22 protein-coding genes, 1 pseudogene and 1 riboswitch are annotated in these 23,236 nt (G+C 67.7%); of the genes and pseudogenes, 9 read left to right on the top strand and 14 right to left on the bottom strand.

Annotated features, from left to right (window positions below):
* Positions 1-102: 102 nt before the first annotated feature.
* Together AB4083_RS11010 and AB4083_RS11005 are read right to left on the bottom strand one after the other, a co-directional pair.
* A complete protein-coding gene (locus AB4083_RS11010) occupies positions 103-918 on the bottom strand; it encodes a methyltransferase domain-containing protein (RefSeq protein WP_441607845.1) in 816 nt (271 codons plus the stop codon).
* Positions 918-1,826 (bottom strand): LysR family transcriptional regulator, encoded by a 909-nt coding sequence (locus tag AB4083_RS11005; RefSeq protein WP_441607844.1) that lies wholly within the window; start codon positions 1,824-1,826, stop codon positions 918-920. The genes AB4083_RS11010 and AB4083_RS11005 overlap by 1 nt, the downstream gene beginning before the upstream one ends.
* Positions 1,827-1,964: 138 nt before the next feature.
* Here AB4083_RS11005 and AB4083_RS11000 point away from each other — a divergent pair, with 138 nt between their 5' ends.
* Both AB4083_RS11000 and AB4083_RS10995 read left to right on the top strand, forming a co-directional pair.
* Positions 1,965-2,702, top strand: a complete 738-nt coding sequence (locus tag AB4083_RS11000; RefSeq protein ID WP_441607843.1) for an SDR family oxidoreductase — start codon at positions 1,965-1,967, stop codon at positions 2,700-2,702.
* Between the two features lie 32 nt (positions 2,703-2,734).
* A complete protein-coding gene (locus tag AB4083_RS10995; RefSeq protein ID WP_441607842.1) occupies positions 2,735-3,637 on the top strand; it encodes an SDR family oxidoreductase in 903 nt (300 codons plus the stop codon).
* 178 nt (positions 3,638-3,815) lie between these two features.
* On the opposite strand, the pseudogene dkgB reads toward AB4083_RS10995, so the two are convergent.
* Together dkgB and AB4083_RS10985 are read right to left on the bottom strand one after the other, a co-directional pair.
* Positions 3,816-4,493: pseudogene (dkgB, locus tag AB4083_RS10990) on the bottom strand (2,5-didehydrogluconate reductase DkgB); the annotation flags it as partial.
* A 27-nt stretch (positions 4,494-4,520) separates the two neighbouring features.
* Positions 4,521-5,732, bottom strand: coding sequence for an MFS transporter (locus AB4083_RS10985; RefSeq protein ID WP_441607841.1), 1,212 nt, complete (start codon positions 5,730-5,732; stop codon positions 4,521-4,523).
* A 117-nt stretch (positions 5,733-5,849) separates the two neighbouring features.
* On the opposite strand from AB4083_RS10985, the gene AB4083_RS10980 reads away from it, so the two are divergent.
* Entirely contained in the window at positions 5,850-6,740 is an 891-nt protein-coding gene (locus tag AB4083_RS10980; RefSeq protein WP_441607840.1) for a LysR substrate-binding domain-containing protein, read from the top strand.
* Between the two features lie 96 nt (positions 6,741-6,836).
* On the opposite strand, the gene AB4083_RS10975 is transcribed toward AB4083_RS10980, so the two are convergent.
* From AB4083_RS10975 to AB4083_RS10965, 3 genes are all read right to left on the bottom strand, one after another.
* On the bottom strand, positions 6,837-7,847 hold the full coding sequence (locus AB4083_RS10975) for a DUF2333 family protein (protein ID WP_441607839.1): 1,011 nt from the start codon (positions 7,845-7,847) through the stop codon (positions 6,837-6,839).
* A 143-nt stretch (positions 7,848-7,990) separates the two neighbouring features.
* Complete coding sequence (gene thiC / locus AB4083_RS10970) at positions 7,991-9,871, bottom strand: phosphomethylpyrimidine synthase ThiC (protein ID WP_441607838.1); 1,881 nt, start codon at positions 9,869-9,871, stop codon at positions 7,991-7,993.
* Positions 9,872-9,951: 80 nt separating this feature from the next.
* Positions 9,952-10,046: riboswitch (TPP riboswitch) on the bottom strand.
* Positions 10,047-10,109: 63 nt separating this feature from the next.
* Positions 10,110-10,760, bottom strand: coding sequence for a TetR/AcrR family transcriptional regulator (locus tag AB4083_RS10965; protein ID WP_441607837.1), 651 nt, complete (start codon positions 10,758-10,760; stop codon positions 10,110-10,112).
* A gap of 89 nt (positions 10,761-10,849) precedes the next feature.
* Between AB4083_RS10965 and AB4083_RS10960 the strand changes: the two genes are divergently transcribed.
* From AB4083_RS10960 to AB4083_RS10950, 3 genes are all read left to right on the top strand, one after another.
* Complete coding sequence (locus tag AB4083_RS10960) at positions 10,850-11,185, top strand: hypothetical protein (RefSeq protein WP_441607836.1); 336 nt, start codon at positions 10,850-10,852, stop codon at positions 11,183-11,185.
* A 168-nt stretch (positions 11,186-11,353) separates the two neighbouring features.
* Positions 11,354-12,013 carry a protein-L-isoaspartate O-methyltransferase family protein gene (locus AB4083_RS10955; RefSeq protein WP_441607835.1) on the top strand — a complete coding sequence of 220 codons (660 nt, stop codon included), beginning with the start codon at positions 11,354-11,356 and terminating at the stop codon, positions 12,011-12,013.
* A gap of 41 nt (positions 12,014-12,054) precedes the next feature.
* Positions 12,055-13,371: a TolC family outer membrane protein gene (locus AB4083_RS10950; RefSeq protein ID WP_441607834.1), complete on the top strand. Its 1,317-nt coding sequence runs from the start codon at positions 12,055-12,057 to the stop codon at positions 13,369-13,371.
* Positions 13,372-13,441: 70 nt separating this feature from the next.
* On the opposite strand, the gene waaA is transcribed toward AB4083_RS10950, so the two are convergent.
* Positions 13,442-14,707, bottom strand: a complete 1,266-nt coding sequence (gene waaA / locus AB4083_RS10945; RefSeq protein ID WP_441607833.1) for a lipid IV(A) 3-deoxy-D-manno-octulosonic acid transferase — start codon at positions 14,705-14,707, stop codon at positions 13,442-13,444.
* Positions 14,708-14,823: 116 nt separating this feature from the next.
* Between waaA and lpxL the strand changes: the two genes are divergently transcribed.
* A complete protein-coding gene (gene lpxL, locus AB4083_RS10940) occupies positions 14,824-15,750 on the top strand; it encodes an LpxL/LpxP family Kdo(2)-lipid IV(A) lauroyl/palmitoleoyl acyltransferase (RefSeq protein WP_441607832.1) in 927 nt (308 codons plus the stop codon).
* 67 nt (positions 15,751-15,817) lie between these two features.
* Positions 15,818-16,732 carry a VirK/YbjX family protein gene (locus tag AB4083_RS10935; RefSeq protein ID WP_441607831.1) on the top strand — a complete coding sequence of 305 codons (915 nt, stop codon included), beginning with the start codon at positions 15,818-15,820 and terminating at the stop codon, positions 16,730-16,732.
* 8 nt (positions 16,733-16,740) lie between these two features.
* Here AB4083_RS10935 and AB4083_RS10930 read toward each other — a convergent pair whose 3' ends face one another.
* The 4 genes from AB4083_RS10930 to AB4083_RS10915 form a co-directional block, all read right to left on the bottom strand.
* Positions 16,741-17,532: a glycosyltransferase family 2 protein gene (locus AB4083_RS10930; protein ID WP_441607830.1), complete on the bottom strand. Its 792-nt coding sequence runs from the start codon at positions 17,530-17,532 to the stop codon at positions 16,741-16,743.
* Positions 17,522-18,787, bottom strand: coding sequence for an O-antigen ligase family protein (locus tag AB4083_RS10925; RefSeq protein WP_441607829.1), 1,266 nt, complete (start codon positions 18,785-18,787; stop codon positions 17,522-17,524). Before AB4083_RS10925 ends, AB4083_RS10930 begins: the two co-directional genes overlap by 11 nt.
* A gap of 226 nt (positions 18,788-19,013) precedes the next feature.
* Positions 19,014-20,141 (bottom strand): glycosyltransferase, encoded by a 1,128-nt coding sequence (locus AB4083_RS10920; RefSeq protein WP_441607828.1) that lies wholly within the window; start codon positions 20,139-20,141, stop codon positions 19,014-19,016.
* Between the two features lie 98 nt (positions 20,142-20,239).
* A complete protein-coding gene (locus AB4083_RS10915; RefSeq protein WP_441607827.1) occupies positions 20,240-20,449 on the bottom strand; it encodes a zinc-finger domain-containing protein in 210 nt (69 codons plus the stop codon).
* 195 nt (positions 20,450-20,644) lie between these two features.
* Here AB4083_RS10915 and AB4083_RS10910 point away from each other — a divergent pair, with 195 nt between their 5' ends.
* The gene (locus tag AB4083_RS10910) at positions 20,645-21,895 is read left to right on the top strand and encodes a Yip1 family protein (RefSeq protein ID WP_441607826.1); all 1,251 of its coding nucleotides are present in this window, start codon (positions 20,645-20,647) and stop codon (positions 21,893-21,895) included.
* Between the two features lie 90 nt (positions 21,896-21,985).
* On the opposite strand, the gene AB4083_RS10905 is transcribed toward AB4083_RS10910, so the two are convergent.
* Both AB4083_RS10905 and AB4083_RS10900 read right to left on the bottom strand, forming a co-directional pair.
* The gene (locus tag AB4083_RS10905; protein ID WP_441607825.1) at positions 21,986-22,570 is read right to left on the bottom strand and encodes a YceI family protein; all 585 of its coding nucleotides are present in this window, start codon (positions 22,568-22,570) and stop codon (positions 21,986-21,988) included.
* 52 nt (positions 22,571-22,622) lie between these two features.
* Positions 22,623-23,219: a malonic semialdehyde reductase gene (locus tag AB4083_RS10900; RefSeq protein WP_441607824.1), complete on the bottom strand. Its 597-nt coding sequence runs from the start codon at positions 23,217-23,219 to the stop codon at positions 22,623-22,625.
* Positions 23,220-23,236: the final 17 nt, after the last annotated feature.

Genomic DNA, 23,236 nt, shown 5'->3' with positions numbered 1-23,236 from the left:
GCGTTCGACTATCGCAGAGCAAAGCGCATCGGCGGTGTCACGACAATCGGGCCATGACGCCACTGGATTCCGGCCTGCGCCGGAATGACGGCTTGGGGGCGCTCAACCCGCTCGGAACAGCGCGAGGCTTTCCGCGCGGGTCGCGCCGTCCGCATGCAGCCACGATTCGGCCGCCACCACCTTGGTGCAGGGACCGAAGGTCGCGATGCGCAAGGGACGCCGGGTGGCTTCGTGCCGGATCGCGTTCAGTACATTGCGCATCACCACGCCGGTAAATGGCGTGTAGAGATAGAACAGCGTCGCTGCGGAGAAGTCCGCCTCGCGTGCATCGCGGCATTCGAACGATGCACGCACAACGCCCAGTTTTTGCGCGCACCGCCGCGCCGCATCCACATAGGCCTGCTCGCGTTCGATACCGACCGCGCGCGCCGCGGTGGTCATCGCGACCAGCAAGGGCACGATGCCGAGGCCGGAGCCGAGATCCATCACCACATCGTGCTCGTCCAACGCAGTGCGGCGGATCAGCTCGAAGATGTGGCGCGCCGGGGTGGGCTGGTAGAACACCATCTCCGGTGGCAGCGGCGCTACCTCGTCCGGTTCGTCCAGTGCGAGCACGCCACTGAGCAGGTCGTCGCGATAGTCGTAGCCGTCGCCTGCCGGCGCGATTTCCAACGCATCGATCCATGGCGCGAAGACGTGGCTACCCGCATGGATACCCAGGCGGAGCGCTTCGTAAAGGCGGCGATTGATGTCTTCGAGTTCGCCACGCAGCGCTTCGGCGCGTGCGAGTAGTGCCGGGTCGACGCCACTTTCGAGCAGCCATTCCAGGCGATCGAGCACGTCGAACCGTTCGCGTGGATGCATCGGCTCGCGCAACGAAGCGTCGCCCTCGGCGCAGAAAAACCAATCGTGCGACATCAGCCCGCTTCTCCAAATTTCTCGCGATACAACATCGCCGCCCAATCGACGAACACCCGTACGCGCGGCGACAGCTGCCGGTGGTACGGATACATCGCGGACACCGGCAGCCCCGGCGAATGCCAGCTGGCAAGCACCTCGACCAGGCTGCCGTCGTCCAGATGCTCCTGCACGCGATAGCGCGGCAGCTGGATCAAGCCGCAGCCCTGCTGCGCGGCGACGAGATAACTCGAAGCATCGTTGACCGACAGCCAGTCGGCGAGCTGGTATTCGCGCAACTGCCCATCCACCAGCAGCTCGAATGGATAGGTGCTGTCGCGCCCGCTGGCGAAGAAACCCACCGCCTGGTGGCGCAGCAGATCGTCCGGATGCGCCGGCACGCCGTGGCGCGCCAGATAGTCCGGGCTGGCGCAGATCGCCTCGGGCATCGTCGCCAGCCGCCGCGCGACCAGGCTGGAATCCTTCGGCGTGCCGGCGCGGATCACGCAGTCGATGCCTTCGCGCACCAGGTCGACCAGGCGGTCGCCACTGCTGATCTTCAGCTCGATGTGCGGATAGCGCATGCGGAATTCGTTGATCCGCGGCAGCACGATATGGGTGGCGTGCGCGCCGTGCAGGTCCAGGCGCAGGGTGCCGCGCGGGTTGGCGGCGCTGTGGCCGAGTGCGGATTCGGCGTCTTCCAGCTCCGCCAGCAGGTGCACGCAGCGCTCGTAGTAGGCCTGGCCGTCCAGGGTGGGGCGTACCTGGCGGGTGGTGCGTTCGAGCAGGCGCGTGCCCAGGCGGGCTTCCATGGCCTTGATGGCGTAGGTGGCCGTGGCGCGCGGCAGGCCGCGCTCGTCGGCGGCGCGGGAGAAGCTGCCGAGCTCGACGATGCGGGTGAACAGGCGCATGGCGTCCAGGCGGTCCATGGGACTGATTATTCAATTCAATTGAATAGATATGCCAGTTTCAGGCGATTTATCCGCGCCCGTCAAAACAAAAGAATGCTCCCACGCCAAACCCCCGGCCCGGTCGCGGGCCGCCAACCACCCTCGGAGAGCATTCCCATGAGTCAGCAGCATCAGACAGCCCTGGTCACCGGCGCCTCGGGCGGCATCGGCCGTGCCATCGCCTTGCGCCTCGCCGCCGACGGCTTTGCCATCGCCGTGCATTACGCCGGCAACCCCGACACCGCCAACCAGGTGGTGAAGGAGATCGAACAGGCCGGCGGCCGCGCCGTCGCGATGCAGGGCGACGTGGCCGAACCGGACGATATGCGCGGCGTGTTCGAGGCCGCCGCACAGCTCACCGGCGCGGTCGACGTGGTGGTGCACAGCGCCGGCATCATGAGCAACCTGCCGATCGCCGGCGGCGACCTGGCGCAGTTCGACCGCCTGCTCCGCACCAATCTGCGCGGCGCCTTCGTGGTGCTGGGCGAGGCGGCGCAGCGGGTGCCGTCGGGTGGCCGGATCATCGCGCTGTCCACCAGCGTGATCGGCAAGGCCTTCCCCACCTACGGTCCGTACATCGCCTCGAAGGCGGGTGTGGAAGGGCTGGTGCATGTGCTGGCCAATGAGTTGCGCGGCCGCAACGTCGCGGTCAACGCGATCGCTCCCGGCCCGGTCGGCACCGAGCTGTTCTACCAGGGCAAGAGCGAACAGCAGATCGCCCAGATCGCCAACCTCGCGCCGATGGAGCGCCTGGGCACGCCCGAAGACATCGCGCGCGCCGTGGCCTTCCTGGCCGGCCCGGATGGCGCCTGGGTCAACGCGCAGGTGCTGCGCGTGAACGGCGGCATGGTCTGACACCCCACATCCAGCATCGAGGAGAAACCCCCATGCAGCAGATCATCCTGATCACCGGCGCCTCCAGCGGTTTCGGCGCCCTCGCCGCCCGCGCCATGGCCCGCGCCGGCCACACCGTCTACGCCAGCATGCGCGACATCAAGGGGCGCAATGCGCCGCAGGTGGCAGCAGCGGACGCCTATGCGAAGGAGCATGGCGTGGATTTGCACACGCTTGAATTGGACGTCCAGGCGCAGGACTCCGCCGACGCCGCCATCGCGCAGATCGTCGCCGCGCACGGCCACCTGGACGTGGTGGTGCACAACGCCGGCCATATGGTGTTCGGCCCGGCCGAAGCGTTTACGCCGGAACAGTTCGCCCAGCTCTACGACGTGAACGTGCTCGGCACGCAGCGCGTCAACCGCGCCGCGCTGCCGCAGCTGCGCAAGCAGGGCAAGGGACTGTTGCTGTGGGTTTCCAGCAGCAGCACGCGCGGGGGCACGCCGCCTTATCTGGCACCCTACTTCGCCGCCAAGGCGGCGATGGATTCGGTGGCGGTGAGCTATGCGGGCGAGCTGGCGCGCTGGGGTATCGAGACGTCGATCATGGTGCCCGGCGCGTTCACCAAGGGCACCAACCACTTCGCGCATTCCGGCACGCCGGCCGACCAGGTGCGCGCGGCGCAGTACACGGAAGGTCCGTACAAGGGTTTCGAAGACGAGATCCTGCGCGGGCTGGCCGCGTGCGAACCGGCGGATGCGGATGTGGCCACGGTGGCCGATGCGATGGTCGACATCGTCAACCTGCCGTTCGGCAAGCGACCGTTCCGCGTGCATGTCGATCCGGCGGATGACGGCGCGGCGGTGGTGGCTGCGGTGGCGGATCGGATTCGCGTGGATTTCCTGCGGAGGATCGGGCAGGAGGCGTTGTTGTCGCCGCGGGGGGTGGCGCAGTAATCCGCCTCAGTTTTTCAAACTGGATGCCTTCTCCCTCCGGGAGAAGGTGGCGGCAGCCGGATGAGGGTCCGGCCGGAGCGGTGCACATCACTCTTGCGCTCCGCCCGTACCCTCACCCCAACCCCTCTCCCGACGGGAGAGGGGCTCAGTCTCGTTTCAGTCCCACACCGGCGCCAGGCTCGCCGGATTGGCAAGACGGAATCACCGAGTAACCCAACCGCAGCGCCCAGGCCAGCGCCACCTGCGCGGGCGTGGCGCCATGGCGCCTGGCGATGTCCACGATCACCGGGTCCTGCAGCACCTTGCCGTAGGCCAGGGTCATGTACGAGGTGAGATGGATGCCCTGCGCCTTGGCGAATTCGGCCAGCTTGCGGTTCTGAAGATAGGGATGGATCTCCACCTGGTTGGTGGCGATGTTGCCGGCGCCGGCCAGCTCGATGCTCTGGCGCAGCAGGTCGATCGTGAAGTTCGAAACGCCGAACTGCCTGGTCAGCCCTTCCGCTTGCGCTTCGCGCAATGCGTCGAGCGATTCGCGCAGCGGCGCCGCGCCCTTGGGCGAGGGCCAATGGATCAGGGTGAGGTCGACATGCTCGGTGCGCAGGCGCTTGAGGCTTTCGCGCAGGCTGGGGATCAGGCGCTCGCGCGAGAGGTGGTCGGTCCAGATCTTGGTGGTGATGAACAGCTCGTTGCGCGGCAGCTTGCTGTCGGCCAGCGCCTGGCCGACGTCCGCTTCGTTGTCGTAGATCTGCGCGGTGTCGATGGCGCGGTAGCCGACGTCGAGCGCGTCGCGCACCGAGTCGATGACGGTCTGGCCTTTGAGGCGGAAGGTGCCGAGGCCGAAGGCGGGGATGCTCATGGGGTGACTCCGTAAGGGGAAAGCAAATCAATGGCCGCCGGCATAAGCGGAAGCGCGGTTTGCGCTGGCGGCGAACTGAGGGTCGCGGCGATCCAGGCGTCCGCTCCATGCGGTCAGCGCCAGCGCGCCCAATACCACCAGCGCGCCGATCCACGTGGTGTGGATAAGGCCGAAGCGGGCGACGATCAAGCCGCCGCCCCAGGCGCCACCGGCGATACCGAGATTGAACGCGGCGATATTCAGGCCCGAAGCCACGTCCACCGCCTGCGGCGCATAGCGCTCGGCCTGCCGCACCACGTAGACCTGCAAGCCCGGCACATTGCCGAACGCGACGGCGCCCCAGGCCAGAACGGTCAACAGCGCCAGCCACGGCACGTGCGCGGTGAAGCTAAGTACGGCGAGTACGGCGGCCAGGCCGAGGAAGATGATTTTCAGCGCGCCGATCGGCCCGCGGCGATCGGCCAGCTTGCCGCCCCACAGGTTGCCCACCGCCACCGACACGCCATAGACCAGCAGCACCAGGCTCACCGCGCCCTGGCTGAAACCGGTGACGCTTTGCAGGATCGGCGCGAGAAAGGTGAAGGCAACGAAGGAGCCGCCGTAGCCCACCGCGGTCATCGCATAGACCAGCAGCAGCCGCGGCTGGCGCAGCACGGCCGCCTGCTGCAGCAACGAGGCCGGTGCCTTGTGCGGGATATCGCGCGGCACGAAGGCCAGGCTGCCGAGGAAGGCGATCACACCCAGCGCGGACACCGCCAGGAAGGTGGCCTGCCAACCCAGGTGCTGGCCGATGAAGGTGCCCAGCGGCACGCCGGTGACCAGGGCGACGGTGAGGCCGGTGAACATGATGGCGATCGCGCTGGCGGCTTTTTCCTTCGGCACCAGGCTGGTGGCGATGGTCGAGCCGATCGAGAAGAACACGCCGTGGGCGAGGCCGGTGAGCACGCGCGCGATCACCAGCGCTTCGTAACCGGGCGCTTTCCACGCCAGCAGGTTGCCGATGGTGAACAGCACCATCAGCGACAGCAGCAGCGCCTTGCGCGGCACGCGGCCGGTGAGTGCGGTAAGCAGCGGCGCGCCGACTGCAACGCCCAGCGCGTACAGGCTGACCAGCAGTCCCGCGGATGGCAGGTCGACGCCGAGGTCGCCGGCGATGGTGGGGATCAGGCCGACGATGACGAATTCCGTCGTGCCGATGGCGAAGGCGCTGATGGTCAGCGCCAGCAGGGCAAGAGGCATGGTTGCGCTCCGAAGCTTCAAGGAAGGCACCTAGTGTCGGCACAGGACTCTTTCAGAAAAACCTGCTAAACAGCGAAAGAGTCTTGCCTCGGAAGCAATAATGAAGACCGGCCCCGCATGAAGACGAGCCTGGACGAACTGCAGACTTTCGTGACGGTGGTGGATACCGGCTCGATCACCGCCGCCGCCGAACAACTGGGCCAGACCGTCTCCGGCATCAGCCGCTCGCTGAGCCGCCTGGAAGGCAAGCTGGACACCACCCTGCTCCGCCGCACCACGCGTCGGCTGGAACTGACCGAGGAAGGCCGCTTCTTTCTCGATCGCGCGCGCCAGATCGTCGGCTCGGTGGAGGACGCCGAGGACGAGATGACCGCGCGCCGGCAGAAGCCGGCCGGACGCCTGCGCGTGAACGCGGCCGCGCCCTTCATGCTGCATGTGGTCGTGCCGCTGGTCGGCGGCTTCCGCGCGCGCTTTCCGGAGATCGAGCTGGAATTGAATACCAGCGACCAGATCATCGATCTGCTGGAGCAGCGCACCGACGTGGCGATCCGCATCGGCGCGCTGCGCGATTCGACCCTGCATGCGCGCCCGCTCGGCCTGAGCCGCCTGCGTGTGCTGGCCAGTCCGGCGTATCTGAAGCAGCGCGGCCAGCCGCGCCACGTGCGCGACCTGTCGCGGCACAGCCTGCTGGGCTTCACCTTCACCGAGACCTTGAACGACTGGCCGCTGCGCCACGCCCAGGGCGATGCGCTGCGCATCGTGCCCACCCTGCTCGCCTCCAGCGGCGAGACCCTGCGCCAGCTCGCGCTGGCCGGCGACGGCATCGCCTGCCTGGCCGACTACCTCACCGCACAGGACCAGTCCGACGGACGGCTGGTGCAGGTGCTGGCGCGCGACACGCTGGATGTGCGCCAGCCGATCAACGCGGTGTACTACCGCAACACGCAGCTGGCGTCGCGGATCCGCTGTTTCCTGGATTACGTCGCGGAGACCATGACGCCGACGTAGGTTGGGGTGAGCCGCAGGCGAACCCCAACAGGCGTGCGGGTCGTCGCATCGTTGGGGTTCGCCTGCGGCTCACCCCAACCTACGCCGGGCCGTGGGTCAGCTCTTGCGTAGTTCCTCGCACAGGTCGAACACCGCATCGTCGATGCGCTCGACCGCGTCGGCCAGCGCCTGCGCGTGTTCGGGCAGGCGCACCATCGGCGCGCCGTCCAGCGCCAGCGGATTGGCCGGGCCGGACTGCAGCGCTTCCAGCTCGTGGATGGCCTCGCGCAAGTCCTGCCTGGCCTGCTCGCTCTTCAGGGTCGGGCCGAAGTCGTGCTGGAACGCCTTCATCTGGGTGAGCAGCGTGGTGGTGTAGCCGCGCGTTTCGTACAGCGTCTCGTCGGCGTGGCGCCACGGCAGGCCGCCGCGGCGCATGGCCAGGGCGGAGGCGACGATGGGCCAGCGCGGCGGGGTGAATTCGCCCGGGTGCGGCGGGATCATGCCGGCGGCCAGGCGCTCCTGCAGCGCGTCGAGACGGTCGGAGACCAGCTCCAGGTAATCGGCCAGCGCGCCGGCGCTGAGATAGAAATGCGCGTTGTCCGGATCGTCGTCGGTCAGGCGATCGAGATAGTCGAGCAGATGATCGGCCGCCTTGCGGTACTGGCTCTCGGCGCTGCGCAGCGGCAGGTGGCCCGGGCGGCCCTCCAGCAGCGCGTCGGCGGCTGCCAGATCCTTGTCTTCCATCAGCGGCGCCTTCGGCCGCGCGAAGTCCTCACGCAGGGCGTGCAGCAGATCGCGCGAGGCCATCAGCGAGCCGCGCTCCCAGCCGGGCGTGTCCTGCATGTCCGCACCTTGCGGGTGGTGGTGGCCGCGCAACGGATGCGCATGCTTGCCGGCCAGGCCCTGCACCGCGCGGATCACGCTGATGGTGGTGGCGGCACCCGGGGTCATCGGCCGCTTCATCGCCACCTGCTCGGTGCGCGGCGGCGTCGAGGGATTGACCAGGTTCGGCTCGCGATCCCACCACCACAGGGCGATGCAGGCGATCAGCAGGGGCAGGGCCAGCGCGACCAGAGCCACGCTCAAGACGGCGTGGTTCGGCCTGGCGGTCGGGTCCGTCGCTTGCATCGGTGGATTTCCTCGGGCTCCGGTCGGGGCATGAACGCGCTAAAGGTAGCGCGGGATGACGCAGCGAGACAGCGCGGCGCCGTAAAAAAAGCCGCGCGTCACGGGACGCGCGGCTTTGAGTCGGTACGGAACGGCGCCCTGCCTCAGGCGCGGTGGTAGACCTCCGAGCCTTGCTCGCGGAACTCGGCGGCCTTCTCGGCCATGCCCTCGTCCAGCGCGGCCGTCTCGTCGACGCCGTGCTCGGCGGCGTAGTCGCGCACGTCCTGGGTGATCTTCATCGAACAGAACTTGGGCCCGCACATCGAGCAGAAGTGCGCGGACTTGTGCGCGTCCTTCGGCATGGTCTCGTCGTGGAATTCCTTGGCCTTCTCCGGATCCAGGCCGAGGTTGAACTGGTCGTCCCAGCGGAACTCGAAGCGCGCCTTGGACAACGCGTTGTCGCGCACCTGCGCGCCCGGGTGGCCCTTGGCCAGGTCGGCCGCGTGGGCGGCGATCTTGTAGGCGATGATGCCGTCGCGCACGTCCTGCTTGTTCGGCAGGCCCAGGTGCTCCTTCGGCGTGACGTAGCAGAGCATGGCGGTGCCGAACCAGCCGATCATCGCCGCGCCGATGGCCGAGGTGATGTGGTCGTAGCCCGGCGCGATGTCGGTGGTCAGCGGCCCCAGGGTGTAGAACGGCGCCTCGTGGCACTTCTCCAGCTGGCGCTCCATGTTTTCCTTGATCAGGTGCATCGGCACGTGGCCGGGGCCTTCGATCATGGTCTGCACGTCGTGCTTCCAGGCGATCTGGGTCAGCTCGCCCAGGGTGTCCAGCTCGCCGAACTGGGCGGCGTCGTTGGCGTCGGCCACGCAGCCCGGGCGCAGGCCGTCGCCGAGGCTGAAGGAGACGTCGTACGCCTTCATGATTTCGCAGATTTCCTCGAAGTGCGTGTAGAGGAAATTCTCGCGGTGATGCGCCAGGCACCACTTGGCCATGATCGAGCCGCCGCGCGAAACGATGCCGGTGACGCGCTTGGCGGTAAGCGGCACGAAGCGCAGCAGCACGCCGGCGTGAATGGTGAAGTAGTCCACCCCTTGCTCGGCCTGTTCGACCAGGGTGTCGCGGAACAGCTGCCAGGTGAGTTCCTCGGCGACGCCGCCGACCTTCTCCAGCGCCTGGTAGATCGGCACCGTGCCGATCGGCACCGGCGAGTTGCGGATGATCCACTCGCGGGTTTCGTGGATGTTCTTGCCGGTGGACAGGTCCATCACGGTGTCGCCACCCCAGCGGATCGACCACACCAGCTTCTCCACTTCCTCGGCAATGCCGGAGGACACCGCGCTGTTGCCGATGTTGGCGTTGATCTTGGTGAGGAAGTTGCGGCCGATGATCATCGGCTCGCTTTCCGGGTGATTGATGTTGGCGGGAATGATGGCGCGGCCGCGGGCCACTTCGTCGCGCACGAATTCCGGCGTGATCAGGCGCGGCAGCGCGGCGCCGAAGGATTCTCCGGGATGCTGGTTGCGCAGCGCGCTCTGGGCCAGGGCTTCGAGCTTCTGGTTCTCGCGGATGGCGATGTATTCCATCTCCGGCGTGACGATGCCGCGGCGCGCGTAGTGCATCTGCGTGACGTTGGCGCCGGCCTTGGCGCGCAGCGGCTGGCGCAGGTGGTGGCGGAAACGGATCGGGTCGAGCTTGGCGTCGTCGGCGCGCTGGCGGCCGAAGTCGGAGCTGAGGCCGGTGAGGCGCTCGACGTCGCCGCGCTCTTCGATCCAGGCCGCGCGCAAGGTCGGCAGGCCGGCGGCGAGGTCGACCTGGTAGTCCGGGTCGGTGTACGGGCCGGAGGTGTCGTAGATGGTGATGGGCGGGTTGTCTTCGCCGCCGAACAAGGTGGGCGTCCTGGCCTGGCAGATTTCGCGCAGCGGCACGCGGAGGTCGGGGCGGCTGCCCTGCACGTGGATCTTCCGCGAACCGGGGATCGGCCGGGTGACGGCCTCGGAGAGTTCCTGCGCGGCGCGCGCGAGATCGTTGGGCTGGGCATTCATCGGCGTGGCGTCCTTCGTGAGGCGGGGAAACACGAAGCGGCGGCGCCGGAGGCACGAATTGCCTGGGTTTATCAGGCTTGGAATCGTGCGGCGAAGCTCCCTACACCGGTGCTAACCGGATCAGGTTCGAAGGGACTCTCTCAGCCGACCGTGGTCGGCACCCCCGCTTCCAGAAGGTTGATATTCAAGCACGAATCGCCCGATACGGGCGAGTACGCAGCGTGAAGAAGCGTGGGATTCAGCGCGGCAGGTAGGCGCGCAGGAAGGTCGACACGCCGGCGCGGGCGTTCGCTTCCATCTCGTTGGCGAAGGCGTCCTGGCAGCCGTCGCAGCCGAACATGCGGCGCAGGACGAGGTCGCCCTTGATCAGGGCGAGGAACTGCACGCTGGCCTGGGCGACGTTCTCGATCTCCAGCTTGCCATCGTCAACCGCCTGTTCCAGCAGGCGTTCCATCAGCTTGTGCGTGCGGGTGGGGCCTTCTTCCCAGAGCAGCTTGCCGTAGCGCGGATTGCCCTGGCGACAGTCGCTGAGGATGGCGCGGAAGGTGCCGACGTTCTTCGGGTCGCAGTCGATGTGGGCATGCGTCATGGCGACATTCATGAGCAGCTCGCTGATCTCCGTGGCCGGGTCGTACTGGTAGGTGTCTTCCGGCAGCAGGTCCTGGATGTGCGCGCGGATCACCTCACGGAACAGGTTGTCCTTGTCGCCGAAGTGGCTGTAGACGGTGAGCTTGGAAACGCCCGCCTCGGCGGCGACGGCGTCCATGCTGGTGCCGGCGAAGGCGTTGCGCACGAACAGGCTCTTGGCGGCTTCCAGGATCGCGGCGCGCTTCTCCATGTCCTTCGGGCGGCCAGGACCCTGGGGCTTGGTTTGCGCGATCGTGTTCATGCCGTTTTACACCTTCACAAAGGGATAACCGGGGTTTAGTATACGCGCCGGTTTACTTATTTTCCACCGCCGTCCTGAACGGCCGACCCATGACCACTACTATCGCAGAACTCAATCTCAGCGGCCCTTATCGCCATGCGCAGCGCATCCTCGCGGCGTGGGTGGAGCACGGCCAGGCGCTTGCGCGCCGCCGCGCTTTTGCCGTGCGCGTCGCGCTGGCCGCGTTGAATGCCCCCGAGCGCCATCGCATGGCGCGCTGGCTGGCATGGCTGGCGGTGGCGGCGGAAAGCCGCCGGCAGCCGGCGCTGCTGCCGCGCATCCGCTTGCTGGATGCGGCGCTCGGCCAGGCCGTCGAAGATGCATTCGCACGCCTGCCGGTGGACATCGCCGCCAAGCGGGCGGATAACCGTCGTCTGACGGCGTAAGTGTCCGCGGACACCGCGCTGCGCATGACTTCCGTCAGCTCGTCGCGATGACTTCCGGCACTTCGTGGGGAAGCAGGCAAGCTCCAGGCTTTTGAACATTGTCGGGACTGGTCTAAGCGCTTATCCTTTCTGACCTTTTTTCGACTTTGCACGGGACGTAGGCTGATCATGGCGATGAACTTCGAACAGGCGCGGCAGAACATGGTGGAAAACCAGGTGCGCCCCTGGGAGGTGCTGGACGCGCGCGTGCTCGACGTGCTCGGCCGCCTGCATCGTGATCAGTTCGTCGCCCCGGAACACCGCGCGCTCGCCTATGCCGACGTCGGCCTGCCGATCGGCCACGGCGAAAACATGCTCAAGCCGGTGCTGGAAGGCCGCGTGCTGCAGGCGCTGGAACTGAAGGAAGACGAACACGTGCTGGAGATCGGCACGGGCTCGGGCTTCCTCACTGCATGCATGGCCAGCCTGTCCGGCCATGTCACCAGCGTGGACATCCACGCCGATTTCATCGCCGCCGCCACGCAGCGCATCGCGCAGGCCGGTATCGACAATGTGACGCTGGCCACTGGCGAGGCGGTCAACGCCTGGCAGCCTGCGGGGCAGTTCGATGCGCTGGTGGTAACCGGCGCGGTGTATGAGATTCCCCAGCGTTTCCTCGGCTGGCTCAAGCCGGGCGGCCGCCTGCTGGCGGTGCGCGGCGAGTCGCCGGTGCAGCAGATGGTGCTGCTGACCCATGAGGGCGAAGGCCGCTATCGCGAGGAGAACATCCTCGAGACCGACCTGCCCTACCTGGTGCACGCCGAGCCGCCGCGCAAGTTCGTATTCTGACTCCCGAATTTTTCAGACTTCCATTCCCCACGAGGCAACCCATGCGTTTGAAGCTTCTGACCCTCGCCCTGGCCCTGACGGCGCTTCCGTTGTCCGGTCACAGCGAGGATTTGCTGGATGCATACCGAGAAGCCCGCGCTAACGATCCGGTGCTGGCGCAGTCCGACGCGACCCGCATGTCCACCGGCGAGGGCGTTACGCAGGCGCGTGCACTGCTGCTGCCGCAGCTCAGCGCCGGGTTGACCTTCAACCAGTACAGCGGCAACAACAGCGTGGACACCCAGGGCGGCCATTCGCGCAGCCGCGGCGAGAACGCCACGCTGAGCCAGAGCGTGCTCGATCTGAGCAAGTGGGCCGGCCTGAAGACCGCCCGCTCGCAGTCCGACGCACAGGAACAGCTGTACCAGGCCGCGCTGCAGAACCTGTTCGTGCGCGTGACCCAGGCCTACTTCGGCGTGCTCACCGCGCAGGACTCGCTGACCTTCAACAAGGCCAACGAAGAAGCCTACCGCCAGTCGTACGAGCAGGCGGACCAGCGCTTCAAGGTCGGCCTGGCCGCGATCACCGACGTGTACCAGGCCAAGTCGTACTACGAGCTGGCCAAGGCGCAGACCATCGCCGCCGAGAACACGCTCAACGACTCCAAGGAAGCGCTGCGCCAGATCACCGGCCAGCCGGTCGGCGAGCTGAAGAAGCTGCGCGACGACCTGCCGATGGATGCGCCCTCGCCGTCCGACCCCAACGTGTGGGTGGACGAGGCGCTGAAGCACAACCCGAACGTGCTCTCGCAGCAGTACACCGTCGAAGCCGCCGACCACAGCATCAGCGCTGCGCGCGCCGGCCACCTGCCGACCATCAATGCCACCGTGACCCGCGGGCAGACCACCGCCTGGGGCGAGAACGGCGGCGTGGGCAGCCCCGGCAACGGCCGCTGGGGTACCACCGCCGGCCTGAGCCTGTCGGTGCCGATCTTCTCCGGCGGCGCCACCCAGTCGCGCGTGCGCCAGAGCATCTACGACCGCGACTCGGCCAAGGATTCGCTGGAATCCACCCGCCGCCAGGTCTCCCGCGACACGCTGAACTACTACCGCTCGGTCGGCGCCGGCATCCTGCAGGTGCAGGCGAACCGCGCCTCGGTGGAGTCCGGCCAGAAGGCGCTGGAAGCCACCCGCGCCGGCTTCGACGTGGGCACGCAGACCATGCTCAACGTGCTCAACGCGATCCAGACCCTGACCCAGGCGCAGAGCAGCTACTCGCAGGCCCGCCACGGCTTCATCCTCAACAAGCTGCAGCTGAAGCAGGCCGCCGGCACCATCGACATGCCGGACCTCGAAGCGGTCAACACGCTGCTGCAGTAAGCCGGTTCGACAGGCGCCAAACGAAAAGGCCGGGCATTGCCCGGCCTTTTTCATGCGGCGAAGCCGGGGCTCATTCCTGCAGTTGCTTGTCGATCAGCTCCATCACCCGCTGCACCGCACCGCGTTCGCTGTCGAACACCACCCTGGCGCGCATGCCCATGCTCTTGCGCCGATCCGCGTCGCGCAGCAGTTGCAGCACGGCGCCGCCCAGTTCCTTGGCGTCGTTGAGGCGTACCGCGGCGTCTTCGCCGATCAGGGTCAGGGTGATCTCTTCGAAATTGAAGGTGTGCGGCCCCACCAGCACCGGCCGCGACAGCGCCGCCGGCTCCAGCACGTTGTGCCCGCCGATCGGCACCAGGCTGCCACCGACGAAGGCCAGGTCGGCCGCGGCGTAGAACTGCATCAACTCACCCATGGCGTCGATCACGAACACCTGGTGCGCGGCGGTGGGCACGCGGTCCGCGCTGCGCGTGGCCACGCTGAAACCCAGGCTGCGCGCCGCGCTTTCCACCGCCTTGAAGCGCTCGGGATGGCGTGGCGCGATCAGCAGCAAGGCATCCGGCAAGCGCTTGAGCACCCGCAGGTGCGCTTCCAGCACCGGCAGCTCCTCGCCTTCGTGCGTGCTGCCGGCGATCCACACCGGGCGCAGGTGTCCCCATTTCCGGCGCAGCTCCTCGCCGGCCTGCACGGCGGCGTACGGCACCGGCATATCGAACTTCAGATTGCCGCTGACCACGATGCGCGCCGGCTCCACGCCCAGCAGCCGGTAGCGCGCCGCGTCGGTGCGCGACTGCGCCGCGATCTGCCGCACGCAGCTCAAGGCGGAGCGCACCAGGCCCTGCAGCGGCCGGTAGCCGCGCAGCGAACGCTCGGACAGGCGCGCATTGACGATCATCAGCGGGATGCCGCGCTTCTTGCAGGCGAAATAGAGATTCGGCCAGATCTCCGTCTCCACGATGATCGCCAGCCGCGGCCGCATCCGCTGCATGAAACGTGACACGGCGAACGGCAGGTCGTACGGCAGGTAGACGTGGTACACGCTGTCGCCGAACAGCTGGCGCACGCGCTCGGAGCCGGTGGGCGTCACCGTGGTCACCACCAGCGGCGCATTGACGTAGGCCTCGCGCAGGGCCTTGATCAGCGGCTCCGCCGCATTCACCTCGCCCACCGATACGGCGTGCACCCACACGCTGCCGCGCAGGTTCGGGCCGCGGTAGAAGCCGAAGCGCTCGCGCCAGCGCCGGTGGTAGTCGCGGTAGCGCACGCCGCGCGCCAGCAGCCGCATCACGATGATCGGGGTCACCAGGTACATCGCGAGGGTGTAGAGATAGCGCAACGGCGGGGCTCGGCAAGGCAGGCGCGGCAGTATAGCCAGTGCCCCCGCGCAGGGCGGGCGATGGGCCGGGCGACGGGGCGGGCGCGGCCCGCGCTCTTGCTACAATCGCCGGCCTCATGCCCGGCACACTTCGTCCCTCCTTCCACGCCAAGCTGCTCTCGCCGGTCCAATGGCCGGCGTGGCTGGGCGTAGGCATCCTGAAACTGGTGGCGCGCCTGCCGCGCCGCGCGCTGCTGGCCGTGGGCCGCGGCCTCGGTGTGCTGATCCAGCACTTCCCCTCGCGCCGCCGGCATATCGCCGAGGTGAATATCGCGCTGTGCTTTCCGGAGCTGTCCGCGCCGGAGCAGGCCGAGCTGGTGAACGCGCACCTGCGCGACATCGGCCTGATGATGATGGAGTTCGCGCTGGGCTGGATGGGCACCGAGCGCGCCATCGAGCGCGTGCCGGTGACGCTGGAAGGCCTGGAGCATCTCGAAGCGGCACACGCGCAGGGCAAGGGCGTGCTGCTGGTCGGCGGCCACTTTTCGCACCTGGAGCTGTGCGCGCGGCTGGTCTCGCGGCATATCCGCATTGCCGGCATGTACCGGCGCATGGATTCGGCGGTGTTCGAATGGGCCGTGCTGCGCGCGCGGCTGGACTACGCCGGCGCCATGTTCGACAAGGACGACATCCGCGGCACGGTGAAGTATCTGCGCAACGGCGGCACGCTCTGGTACGCGCCCGACCAGGACATGCGCAGCAAGGACAACGTGTTCGTGCCGTTCTTCGGCGTGCCGGCGGCGACCATCACGGCGACGCATCACCTGGCGCGATTGTCCGGCGCACTGGTGATGCCGTTCTTCCATCGCCGCCTGCCCGACGGCGGCGGCTATGCGCTGCGCCTGGGCGCGCCGTTGCAGGATTTCCCCGGCAGCGACGCCGCGATCGATACCGCGCGCGTCAATGCCTGCATCGAGCAGATGGTGCGCGAAGCACCCGAGCAATACCTGTGGGTGCACAAGCGCTTCAAGACGCGCCCGCCGCATAGCCCAGAAGTTTACTGAGCTGCGACAGGCCCAAGACAGAATATTCCAGTACAAGGCAAGCGCGTTTTTCCTCATCTTGTGCGCTATGCCCATTCGTTTATTCTTGCGCTCACTCCGCTTTCGTCATGACTGGCGCGGTGCCGCGCCCAAACGCATTGCCTCCGGGCTGAAATACCTGCTGCGCTGCGCCCGCATGGCGCGGCAGCAATCGGCGTGGCTGCAATTCGTGTATGGCTCGCCGCGGCTTACCGCGATCCTCGAGCACGATCCGCGCCTGCTCGAACGCTGGCATCACCACTACATCAATCGCCAGTTCGGCCGCGCTCGTCGGATGGAGATTGCGGCGGACCATTTCCGCTTCGTGTTCGTGCAACTGCCCGAGGACATGGCCGACGGCGTCTATCTGCATGGCCGCCATCGCATCGGCACGCTGCTGCTCAAGGACGGCAGCGAGCTGCGCATCGAACTGCGCCGCCCCACCGGCCGCAGCCGCGAAGGCGAAGTGGCACTGTGCCTGACCAATAGCGCCGAGCAGGTGCTGTCTTCCGCGGTGTTCACCGTGGCTGACGAAGGCAGTGCCCTGCTGATCGGCTGCATGCAGGGTGCGTCGGCGGAACTGGGCCGCGAGGCGGTGCGCGAACTCACCAAGCAATGCCACGGCCTGCGCCCGAAGAACCTGCTGTTCTCGCTGCTGCTGGCCTTCGCCGCCGAATACGGCATCGAGCGCGTGCGCGGCGTGGCCAACCTGGCGCATCCGTTCGCCGGCGAGGCGGACAAGATCAAGGCCGACTACGACGCGTTCTGGCAGGAATGCCAGGGCGAGCCGCTCACCGACGGCTTCTACGCACTGCCCGCGCAGGAGCCGCTGCGCGACGAGACCCAGGTGGAGAGCAAGCACCGTTCCGCCTTCCGCAAGCGCGAGGCGCTGCGGCGCGAAGCCTGCGGCCTGCTGGTCACCGCGCTGCGCGGCCACGCCTGGCCGCTGGAACGCGCCGCTTAAATAGACGGCTAAACGTCGTTGCGGTCCGACTCGGGGATGCGCGTCTGCGTGGACGCGACCCGTGTCGCCTCATACAGCTTGGCGTATTTCAGGAACGCGTAGAACGCGTGGATGCGCGCGGCGATAAGGCCGGCCCAGCCCGAACGGTAATGCCCGCGCAGCAGGTAATAGCGGAAGAACGCGGCCCACGCGTTGGTGAGCATGCGCAGGCGCAAGCCCCGCGCGCCGCGGCCGGCGAGGTCGGCCACCTGCAGGCTGGAATAGCGGTTGGCCTTGTCCACGCGGCCGGCGATATCGCGCTCGCCGTAGTGATCCATCACCAGATCCAGCACGCCGACGCTGCCGTCCACCGCGACTTCCTCATGCACGCGGTGGCCGCTCATGCGCGCGCGGCGGCGGTCGAACAGGCGCACATAGTGATTGAGGCGGCTGCGCGGCGATTGCCATTGCCAGAAGATCCATTCGCGGCGCCATAGCAGGTAGCCGGCGTGTGCGGGCTGCTCCAGCAGGCGCCGGATCGTCTCGGCGGCGCTCGCCGGCATTGCCTCGTCGGAGTCGAGCAACAGCACCCAGTCGTGCCGCGCGAGATCGATCGCCGCCTGCTTCTGCGCGCTGTAGCCGGCGAAGGGCTGCGACTCGATGCGCGCGCCGTAGTGCGCGGCGATGGCCAGCGTGGCGTCGGTCGAACCCGAATCCAGCACCACCAGCTCGTCGGCCCAGCGCACGCTGGCCAGGCAGGCGTCGAGCGTGGCGGCGCTGTTGAAGGCCGTCACCACCACCGAAAGGGGCTCATGCGCCATCGGCGTCCTCCGCGACCACATACAGGCTGGCGCACCACAGGCCGAGCACCCAGGCGAACAACAGCCCCCACCAGGCCGAATAGAACGCCAGGTGCGTGTTGAGCGGGAACAGCATCACCCCCAGCGCCACCGTGGCGGGAAACGCCCGCTGGCGCGCGGCCGGCCCCACCGCGCGCCAGCGGCGCAAGGCGAGCACGGCGGCAGCCAGCCACAGCGCGAGTCCGATGGCGCCAGTTTCGCTGAGCACTTCCAGCACCAGCTGATGCGCATGGCAGGCGCCCTCGCCCGCGCCGCAGTTTTCGCCGGTCGCCACGAAGTGATCGTCCGCCGGCGCCACCTGCCGGTAGGCATAGCGATAGCCGCGCACGCCGACGCCGTTGACCGGATGCGCCTCGAACATCCACCAGCTGGTGCGCCAGATATCCAGCCGTCCGCTCAGCGCCGTATCCACTGCCTGGCCGGAGCCCTGCAGGGCCAGCATGGTTTTTTCCATGCGCGCGTGGAAACGTTCCGAGGTCTTCCACGCCAGCCCGCCGGCCGCCACGGCAATCAGCGCACCGGCGCAGCAGATCAGCGCGAATCGTTTCGCCGAAGCCGCCTCGCGCCAGGCGAAGGCCAGCACCACCAGCGCATAAGTGAGCCAAGAGGCGCGCGACCCCGACAGCAGTACCGGCCCCAGCAAAGCCAGCCCGGCCAGCACCAGTCCGAGCCGCCCCCAGCGCCAGCGCGCCGCCCACAATGCAAACGGTGCCAGCACCGCCAGCGACGGTCCGAGCTTGAGATTGGCGGCGCCGAAGATGCCCGACACGCGCTCTTCCTCGGCATGCCCGCCCAGGCTCCAGCCGGTCAGCGCCTGCACCCAGGCATCGAGCACCCACACGGCGAGCACGGCGGCGACGGCGAGATAAAGCGCTTCGAGTTTCTTCTCGCGCCGGATCGCGAAGCAGGCGTACAGCCCCAGCGGCACATAGCGCAGCAGCGCCGCCACCGTCGACCAGCTCTTGCCCGGCGCCACCGCCCCGAAGCAGGACAGCAGCGCGGCGCCGATATACGCCCCCAGCAGCCACAGCAGCAGCTGCGCACCGCGATGCTCGCCCAGCGCCTGCGGCTGCCGCGCGAACAGCAGGATCACGCCAAGCAGGCACAGGGCGGTGCCCAGCTCCGAACTGCGCCCGAACGGCAGCAGCGCGATCACCAGCCAGAACGGCAACAGCGGTGAGCGCAGGGCGGCCTTGAGCGCGGGGAGGACAGGCATGCGGGAACCCGGTGGAGAAAGCCGGGGCATTGTAGGGGACTGCCCACCCCGTCGCCTGAGGGGTGTCGAACCCCCGCTCGTCATTCCGGCGCAGGCCGGAATCCATGGACGTTATCGTCGGATGGTCGCGGCAAACTCCAGAGCAGGCTTTGTGGCGCCGGCATCTTCACGTGGCGCCTCGTTGCTGGATTCCGGCCTGCGCCGGGATGACGAGCGAGCGGGCCGCTCAGCTGGCGACCACTTCCTCGTACAGCGCCAGCGTGGCCTGCTGCATGTCGGACAGGCGATAGCTCTGCAGCATCGGGATCGGCGGCGCCACGCGCAGCAGCTCGGCCGCTCGCTCCACCAGGCGCTCGCGGTCGCCCACCGGCACGCGGCCGGCCGGATACAGCTCGGCCAGCAGCTCGCCCACGCCGCCGTGGGCATAGCCCAGCACGGGACGGCACAGCGACAGCGCCTCGACCACGGTGCGGCCGAAGGATTCGGGCCGGTTGGACAGCTGCAGCACCAGCGCCGACACCGCGTAGATGTCGCGCACGTCGTTGCGCGGCGGGGTAAGCACCACCTGGGACTCGATGCCGCGCGCACTGATCAGCTCGCGCAGCTCGGCCACATAGGCTTCGCGACCCGGCTCGATCACGCCCAGCAGCAGCAGGCGCGCATCGATGCCGCGGCGCTTGAGTTCGGCGATCAGCTCGACCGCGTCGTGATGGCCCTTCAGGCGCGTGCCGCGGCCCGGCAGGGTCAGCAGCGGCGCGCCGGCCAGGCGCGGGAATTCGGTAAAGAACGCCTTCTGCCAGGCATCGTCCGGGCGATGGCCGTAGGGAAACGCCTCCGGGTCGATGCCGCGCGGGATCACCCGCACCCGCGACGGCTCCAACCAGCGGTAGTGGCTGAGCACGTAGTCGCGCAGGGTCTGCGAGACCGCGATCACGCGCTCGCCGCGCAGCAGGATCGAGCTGTAGCGCCCGGGTGTATTGAGTCCGTGCACGGTGGTGACGAAATGCGGGCGCCGCTCCAGCCCCTTGATCGCCCACCAGCCCAGCCAGGCCGGCAGGCGCGAGCGGGCGTGCACGATGTCCGGTTTCAGCTGCGCCAGCACGCGGCGCAGTGCGCCCACCCGCAGCAGGGTGCGCAGCGACTTGCGGCCGATATCCAGGGCGATGTGCTCGCTGCCTTCGGCCTGCAGCTGGCCGGCCAGGCGTCCACCGGCGGAGATCACCACCGAGCGGTGACCGGCCTGCACCAGCGCGCGCGCGACTTCCAACGCCGACCGCTCGGCCCCGCCGGACTGCAGGGCCGGGATCAGCTGGACGACGGTCAGCGACCGGACTGGCGCGGCAACGGCGGACATGGACGGTTCGAGTAAAGCCTTCATCCTTGGGGACAAGCAGCAATCGTGCCGATTACCGCCGTTCATTCGAGGCGGAGCCTTGCCTGGCTCCGGCCGGCTCAGTCGTTCAGGACGTAACGCGCGCCGCAGTAGGGGCAGGTGGACTCGCCGCCATCTTCGACCACCGGCAGGTACACCTTCGGATGCGAGTTCCACAGCGCCATGCCCGGCAGCGGGCAGGACAATGGGAGGTCCTTGCGCGTCACTTCATAACGATTTTCGGCATTGGCCAAAATCTGCCGTACGGGCTCGGCGGGGGAACGCGGCATGGGGGGCAAGCTCCAGACTGGACATCGGGCCGGCAATGGTAGCAGGCTGCACCGCCCGGCCAGCGCGGCGGGACAGGGAAGAACACGCTGTGAACCGGCTCTATGCCGATCGTTATGGGGCAGCTGTCATAGGACGGCTCCATCATCGTCCCGGCGGTCCACCGCCGCACCATCCAGCTTGAAGGGGAACACCGAATGGATTTTGGAAAGATCATGGCGCGCGCGCGCGCGATCCTCACCACGCCCAAGACCGAATGGCCGGTCATCGCCGCCGAGCCGGCCACCGTCCAGGGCCTGTATACGAATTACATCCTGATCGTCGCCGCACTGCCGGCGATCGCGGGCTTCATCAAGAACAGCCTGATCGGCATCAGCATGCTGGGCGTGACCTGGCGCGCACCGTTCGGCTCGGGCCTGGCCGGCATGGTGCTGCAGTACCTGCTGTCGCTGGTGCTGGTCTATGTGATGTCGCTGATCGTCAACGCGCTGGCGCCCACCTTCGGTGGCCAGAAGGATCCGGTGCAGGCCCTGAAGACCGTGGCCTACGCCTGGACCGCCAGCTGGGTCGCCGGCGTGGCGGTGATCCTGCCCTGGATCGGCTGGCTGATCGCCGTGGCCGGCGGCATCTACTCGATCTACCTGCTGTACCTGGGCCTGTCGGCCACCATGCGCAGCCCCACCGAGAAAACGCCCGGTTATACGGCCGTGAGCATCGTGATCGGCGTCGTGCTGGGCTGGATCGTCGGCATGGTCGTGGCCGGCGTGGTCGGCACCGCAGCGCTGACCGGCGCCGCCATGAGCGGCGGCCACGTCACCTTGGGCGGTGACAACGGCAGTATCACCGTCGACAAGGACAGCGCCGCCGGCAAGCTGGCCGCCATGGGCCAGCGCGCCGAGCAGGCGAGCAAGGAGCTCGAAGCCGCGCAGAAGTCCGGCGACACCGCCGCCCAGCAGGCCGCGATGAGCAAGATGATGGGTAACGAGGGCAACGTGCAGTCGCTCTCCGCCGACCAGATCAAGGCCTTCCTGCCCGACAGCGCCGCCGGCCTCAAGCGCCAGAGCCTGTCGGCCGAACGCAGTGCGGGTGTGGGCGTGCAGATCACCGTCGCGCACGGCCAGTACGGCGACGGCAACCACAACATCGAGCTGGAAGTCTCCGACACCGGCAGCATGAAGGGCATGATGGCGGTGGCCAACGCGTTCGCTGCCGAGTCCGAACAGCAGACCGACAACGGCTACGAGAAGACCTACAGCAAGGACGGCCGCCTGGTGCACGAAGCCTGGGACAAGACCAGCAAGAGCGGCGAATACACCGTGGTGGTCGGCCAGCGCTTCTCGGTGAAGGCCAGCGGCAACGCGGAGATCGACCAGCTCAAGGACGCCGTCAACAGCGTCGACCTGAGCAAGCTGGAGTCGCTGAAGAACGAAGGCGTCAGCAAGAACTGAACGCCCGACAGCACCAGACAAAAAAAGCCCGCGCCATCACGGCGCGGGCTTTTTCGTTTCCACGGGCGCCGCGATCAGCGCCCGCGAAAATCAATCCGCCTTCGGCACCGAAGCCTCGGTGGTGATGCGGATCTTGATCTCGTCGCTGACGTTCGGCACGTAGGCGCCCATGCCGAAGTCCGAGCGCTTCACCGTGGTGGTGGCGTCGAAGCCCACGGTCTGCACCTTCAGCATCGGGTGCACGCCGCTCTTGTTGAGCTTGGCGTCCAGCACCACCGGCTTGGTCACGCCGTGCACGGTCAGGTCGCCGGTCACCTTGTACTTGCCGCCGCCGAGCGACTGCACCTTGGTGCTCTTGAAGGTGATGTTGGCGAACTTGTCGGCGTCGAAGAAATCCGGCTTCTTCAGGTGCTCGTCGAGCTTGGACACGTGGGTGTCCAGGTTGGCCAGCGGCAGGGTCACGTCGACCGAGGACTTCGCGGCGTCCTTCTCGTCGAACACCAGGGTGCCTTCGCCCAGGCCCAGGTTCGCGGTCGGGTTGGAGAAGCCGAAGTGGTTCCAGCTGAACAGCACGTTGGTGTGGCCCGGGTCGAGCTTGTAGGTGACCGGGTCAGCCTGCGCGGTGACGGCGGCGCCCATCAGGCTGGCGAGAACGAGATAACGAAGTGCACGCATGGGTAGATCTCCGTGGAAGAGGGGCTGCGGTATGAAGGCGGACGCATCGCGCTCAGGCGATCCGGCACGCCTCTTCGAACGACAGGCGCGGGCTGCGCGGGAACAGGTCGCGGCTGGCATCGCCGTAACCGAGATTGATCAGGAAGTTGGACTTGATGTTCGGCGTGTCGGCGAAAAATGCCTGGTCGACGCCGGCATTGTCGAAGCCGGACATCGGGCCGCAGTCCAGCCCCACCGCGCGCGCCGCCATGATCAGGTAGGCGCCCTGCAAGGTGCCGTTGCGGAACGCGGTGGTCTCGATCGAGGGCTGGTTGCCGACGAACCAGCTGCGCGCATCGGCGTGCGGGAACAGCTTGGGCAGGTGCTCGTAGAACTCGTGGTCCATCGCCACGATGGCGGTGACCGGCGCCTTCATGGTCTTGGCGCGGTTGCCTTCGGACAGGAACGGCTCCAGCTTCGCCTTGGCCTCGGCCGACTTCACGAACACGATCCGCGCCGGCGAGGAATTGGCGCTGGTCGGACCGAACTTGGCCAGCTCGTAGACCTGGCGCAGCAGTTCGTCGCTCACCGGCTTGTCCAGGAAGGCGTTGTAGGTGCGCGCCTCGCGGAACAGCTGGTTGAGGGCGGCCTCGGAAAGCAACTCGCTCATGGGTATCCTTCGAAGAA

This window comes from Dyella sp. 2RAB6, assembly GCF_052115385.1.
Classification (GTDB): Bacteria; Pseudomonadota; Gammaproteobacteria; order Xanthomonadales; family Rhodanobacteraceae; genus Dyella_D.
Note: the sequence above shows the minus strand (reverse complement) of the source record. Positions and strands in the feature narration are given on the sequence as shown.

Bases quoted from the DNA above. Each gene is read 5' to 3' on its own strand.
- AB4083_RS11010 (WP_441607845.1), bottom strand. From the start codon at position 918: ATGTCGCACGATTGGTTTTTCTGCGCCGAGGGCGACGCTTCGTTGCGC.
- AB4083_RS11005 (WP_441607844.1), bottom strand. From the start codon at position 1,826: ATGGACCGCCTGGACGCCATGCGCCTGTTCACCCGCATCGTCGAGCTC.
- AB4083_RS11000 (WP_441607843.1), top strand. From the start codon at position 1,965: ATGAGTCAGCAGCATCAGACAGCCCTGGTCACCGGCGCCTCGGGCGGC.
- AB4083_RS10995 (WP_441607842.1), top strand. From the start codon at position 2,735: ATGCAGCAGATCATCCTGATCACCGGCGCCTCCAGCGGTTTCGGCGCC.
- AB4083_RS10985 (WP_441607841.1), bottom strand. From the start codon at position 5,732: ATGCCTCTTGCCCTGCTGGCGCTGACCATCAGCGCCTTCGCCATCGGC.
- AB4083_RS10980 (WP_441607840.1), top strand. From the start codon at position 5,850: ATGAAGACGAGCCTGGACGAACTGCAGACTTTCGTGACGGTGGTGGAT.
- AB4083_RS10975 (WP_441607839.1), bottom strand. From the start codon at position 7,847: ATGCAAGCGACGGACCCGACCGCCAGGCCGAACCACGCCGTCTTGAGC.
- thiC (WP_441607838.1), bottom strand. From the start codon at position 9,871: ATGAATGCCCAGCCCAACGATCTCGCGCGCGCCGCGCAGGAACTCTCC.
- AB4083_RS10965 (WP_441607837.1), bottom strand. From the start codon at position 10,760: ATGAACACGATCGCGCAAACCAAGCCCCAGGGTCCTGGCCGCCCGAAG.
- AB4083_RS10960 (WP_441607836.1), top strand. From the start codon at position 10,850: ATGACCACTACTATCGCAGAACTCAATCTCAGCGGCCCTTATCGCCAT.
- AB4083_RS10955 (WP_441607835.1), top strand. From the start codon at position 11,354: ATGGCGATGAACTTCGAACAGGCGCGGCAGAACATGGTGGAAAACCAG.
- AB4083_RS10950 (WP_441607834.1), top strand. From the start codon at position 12,055: ATGCGTTTGAAGCTTCTGACCCTCGCCCTGGCCCTGACGGCGCTTCCG.
- lpxL (WP_441607832.1), top strand. From the start codon at position 14,824: ATGCCCGGCACACTTCGTCCCTCCTTCCACGCCAAGCTGCTCTCGCCG.
- AB4083_RS10935 (WP_441607831.1), top strand. From the start codon at position 15,818: ATGCCCATTCGTTTATTCTTGCGCTCACTCCGCTTTCGTCATGACTGG.
- AB4083_RS10930 (WP_441607830.1), bottom strand. From the start codon at position 17,532: ATGGCGCATGAGCCCCTTTCGGTGGTGGTGACGGCCTTCAACAGCGCC.
- AB4083_RS10925 (WP_441607829.1), bottom strand. From the start codon at position 18,787: ATGCCTGTCCTCCCCGCGCTCAAGGCCGCCCTGCGCTCACCGCTGTTG.
- AB4083_RS10920 (WP_441607828.1), bottom strand. From the start codon at position 20,141: ATGTCCGCCGTTGCCGCGCCAGTCCGGTCGCTGACCGTCGTCCAGCTG.
- AB4083_RS10915 (WP_441607827.1), bottom strand. From the start codon at position 20,449: ATGCCGCGTTCCCCCGCCGAGCCCGTACGGCAGATTTTGGCCAATGCC.
- AB4083_RS10910 (WP_441607826.1), top strand. From the start codon at position 20,645: ATGGATTTTGGAAAGATCATGGCGCGCGCGCGCGCGATCCTCACCACG.
- AB4083_RS10905 (WP_441607825.1), bottom strand. From the start codon at position 22,570: ATGCGTGCACTTCGTTATCTCGTTCTCGCCAGCCTGATGGGCGCCGCC.
- AB4083_RS10900 (WP_441607824.1), bottom strand. From the start codon at position 23,219: ATGAGCGAGTTGCTTTCCGAGGCCGCCCTCAACCAGCTGTTCCGCGAG.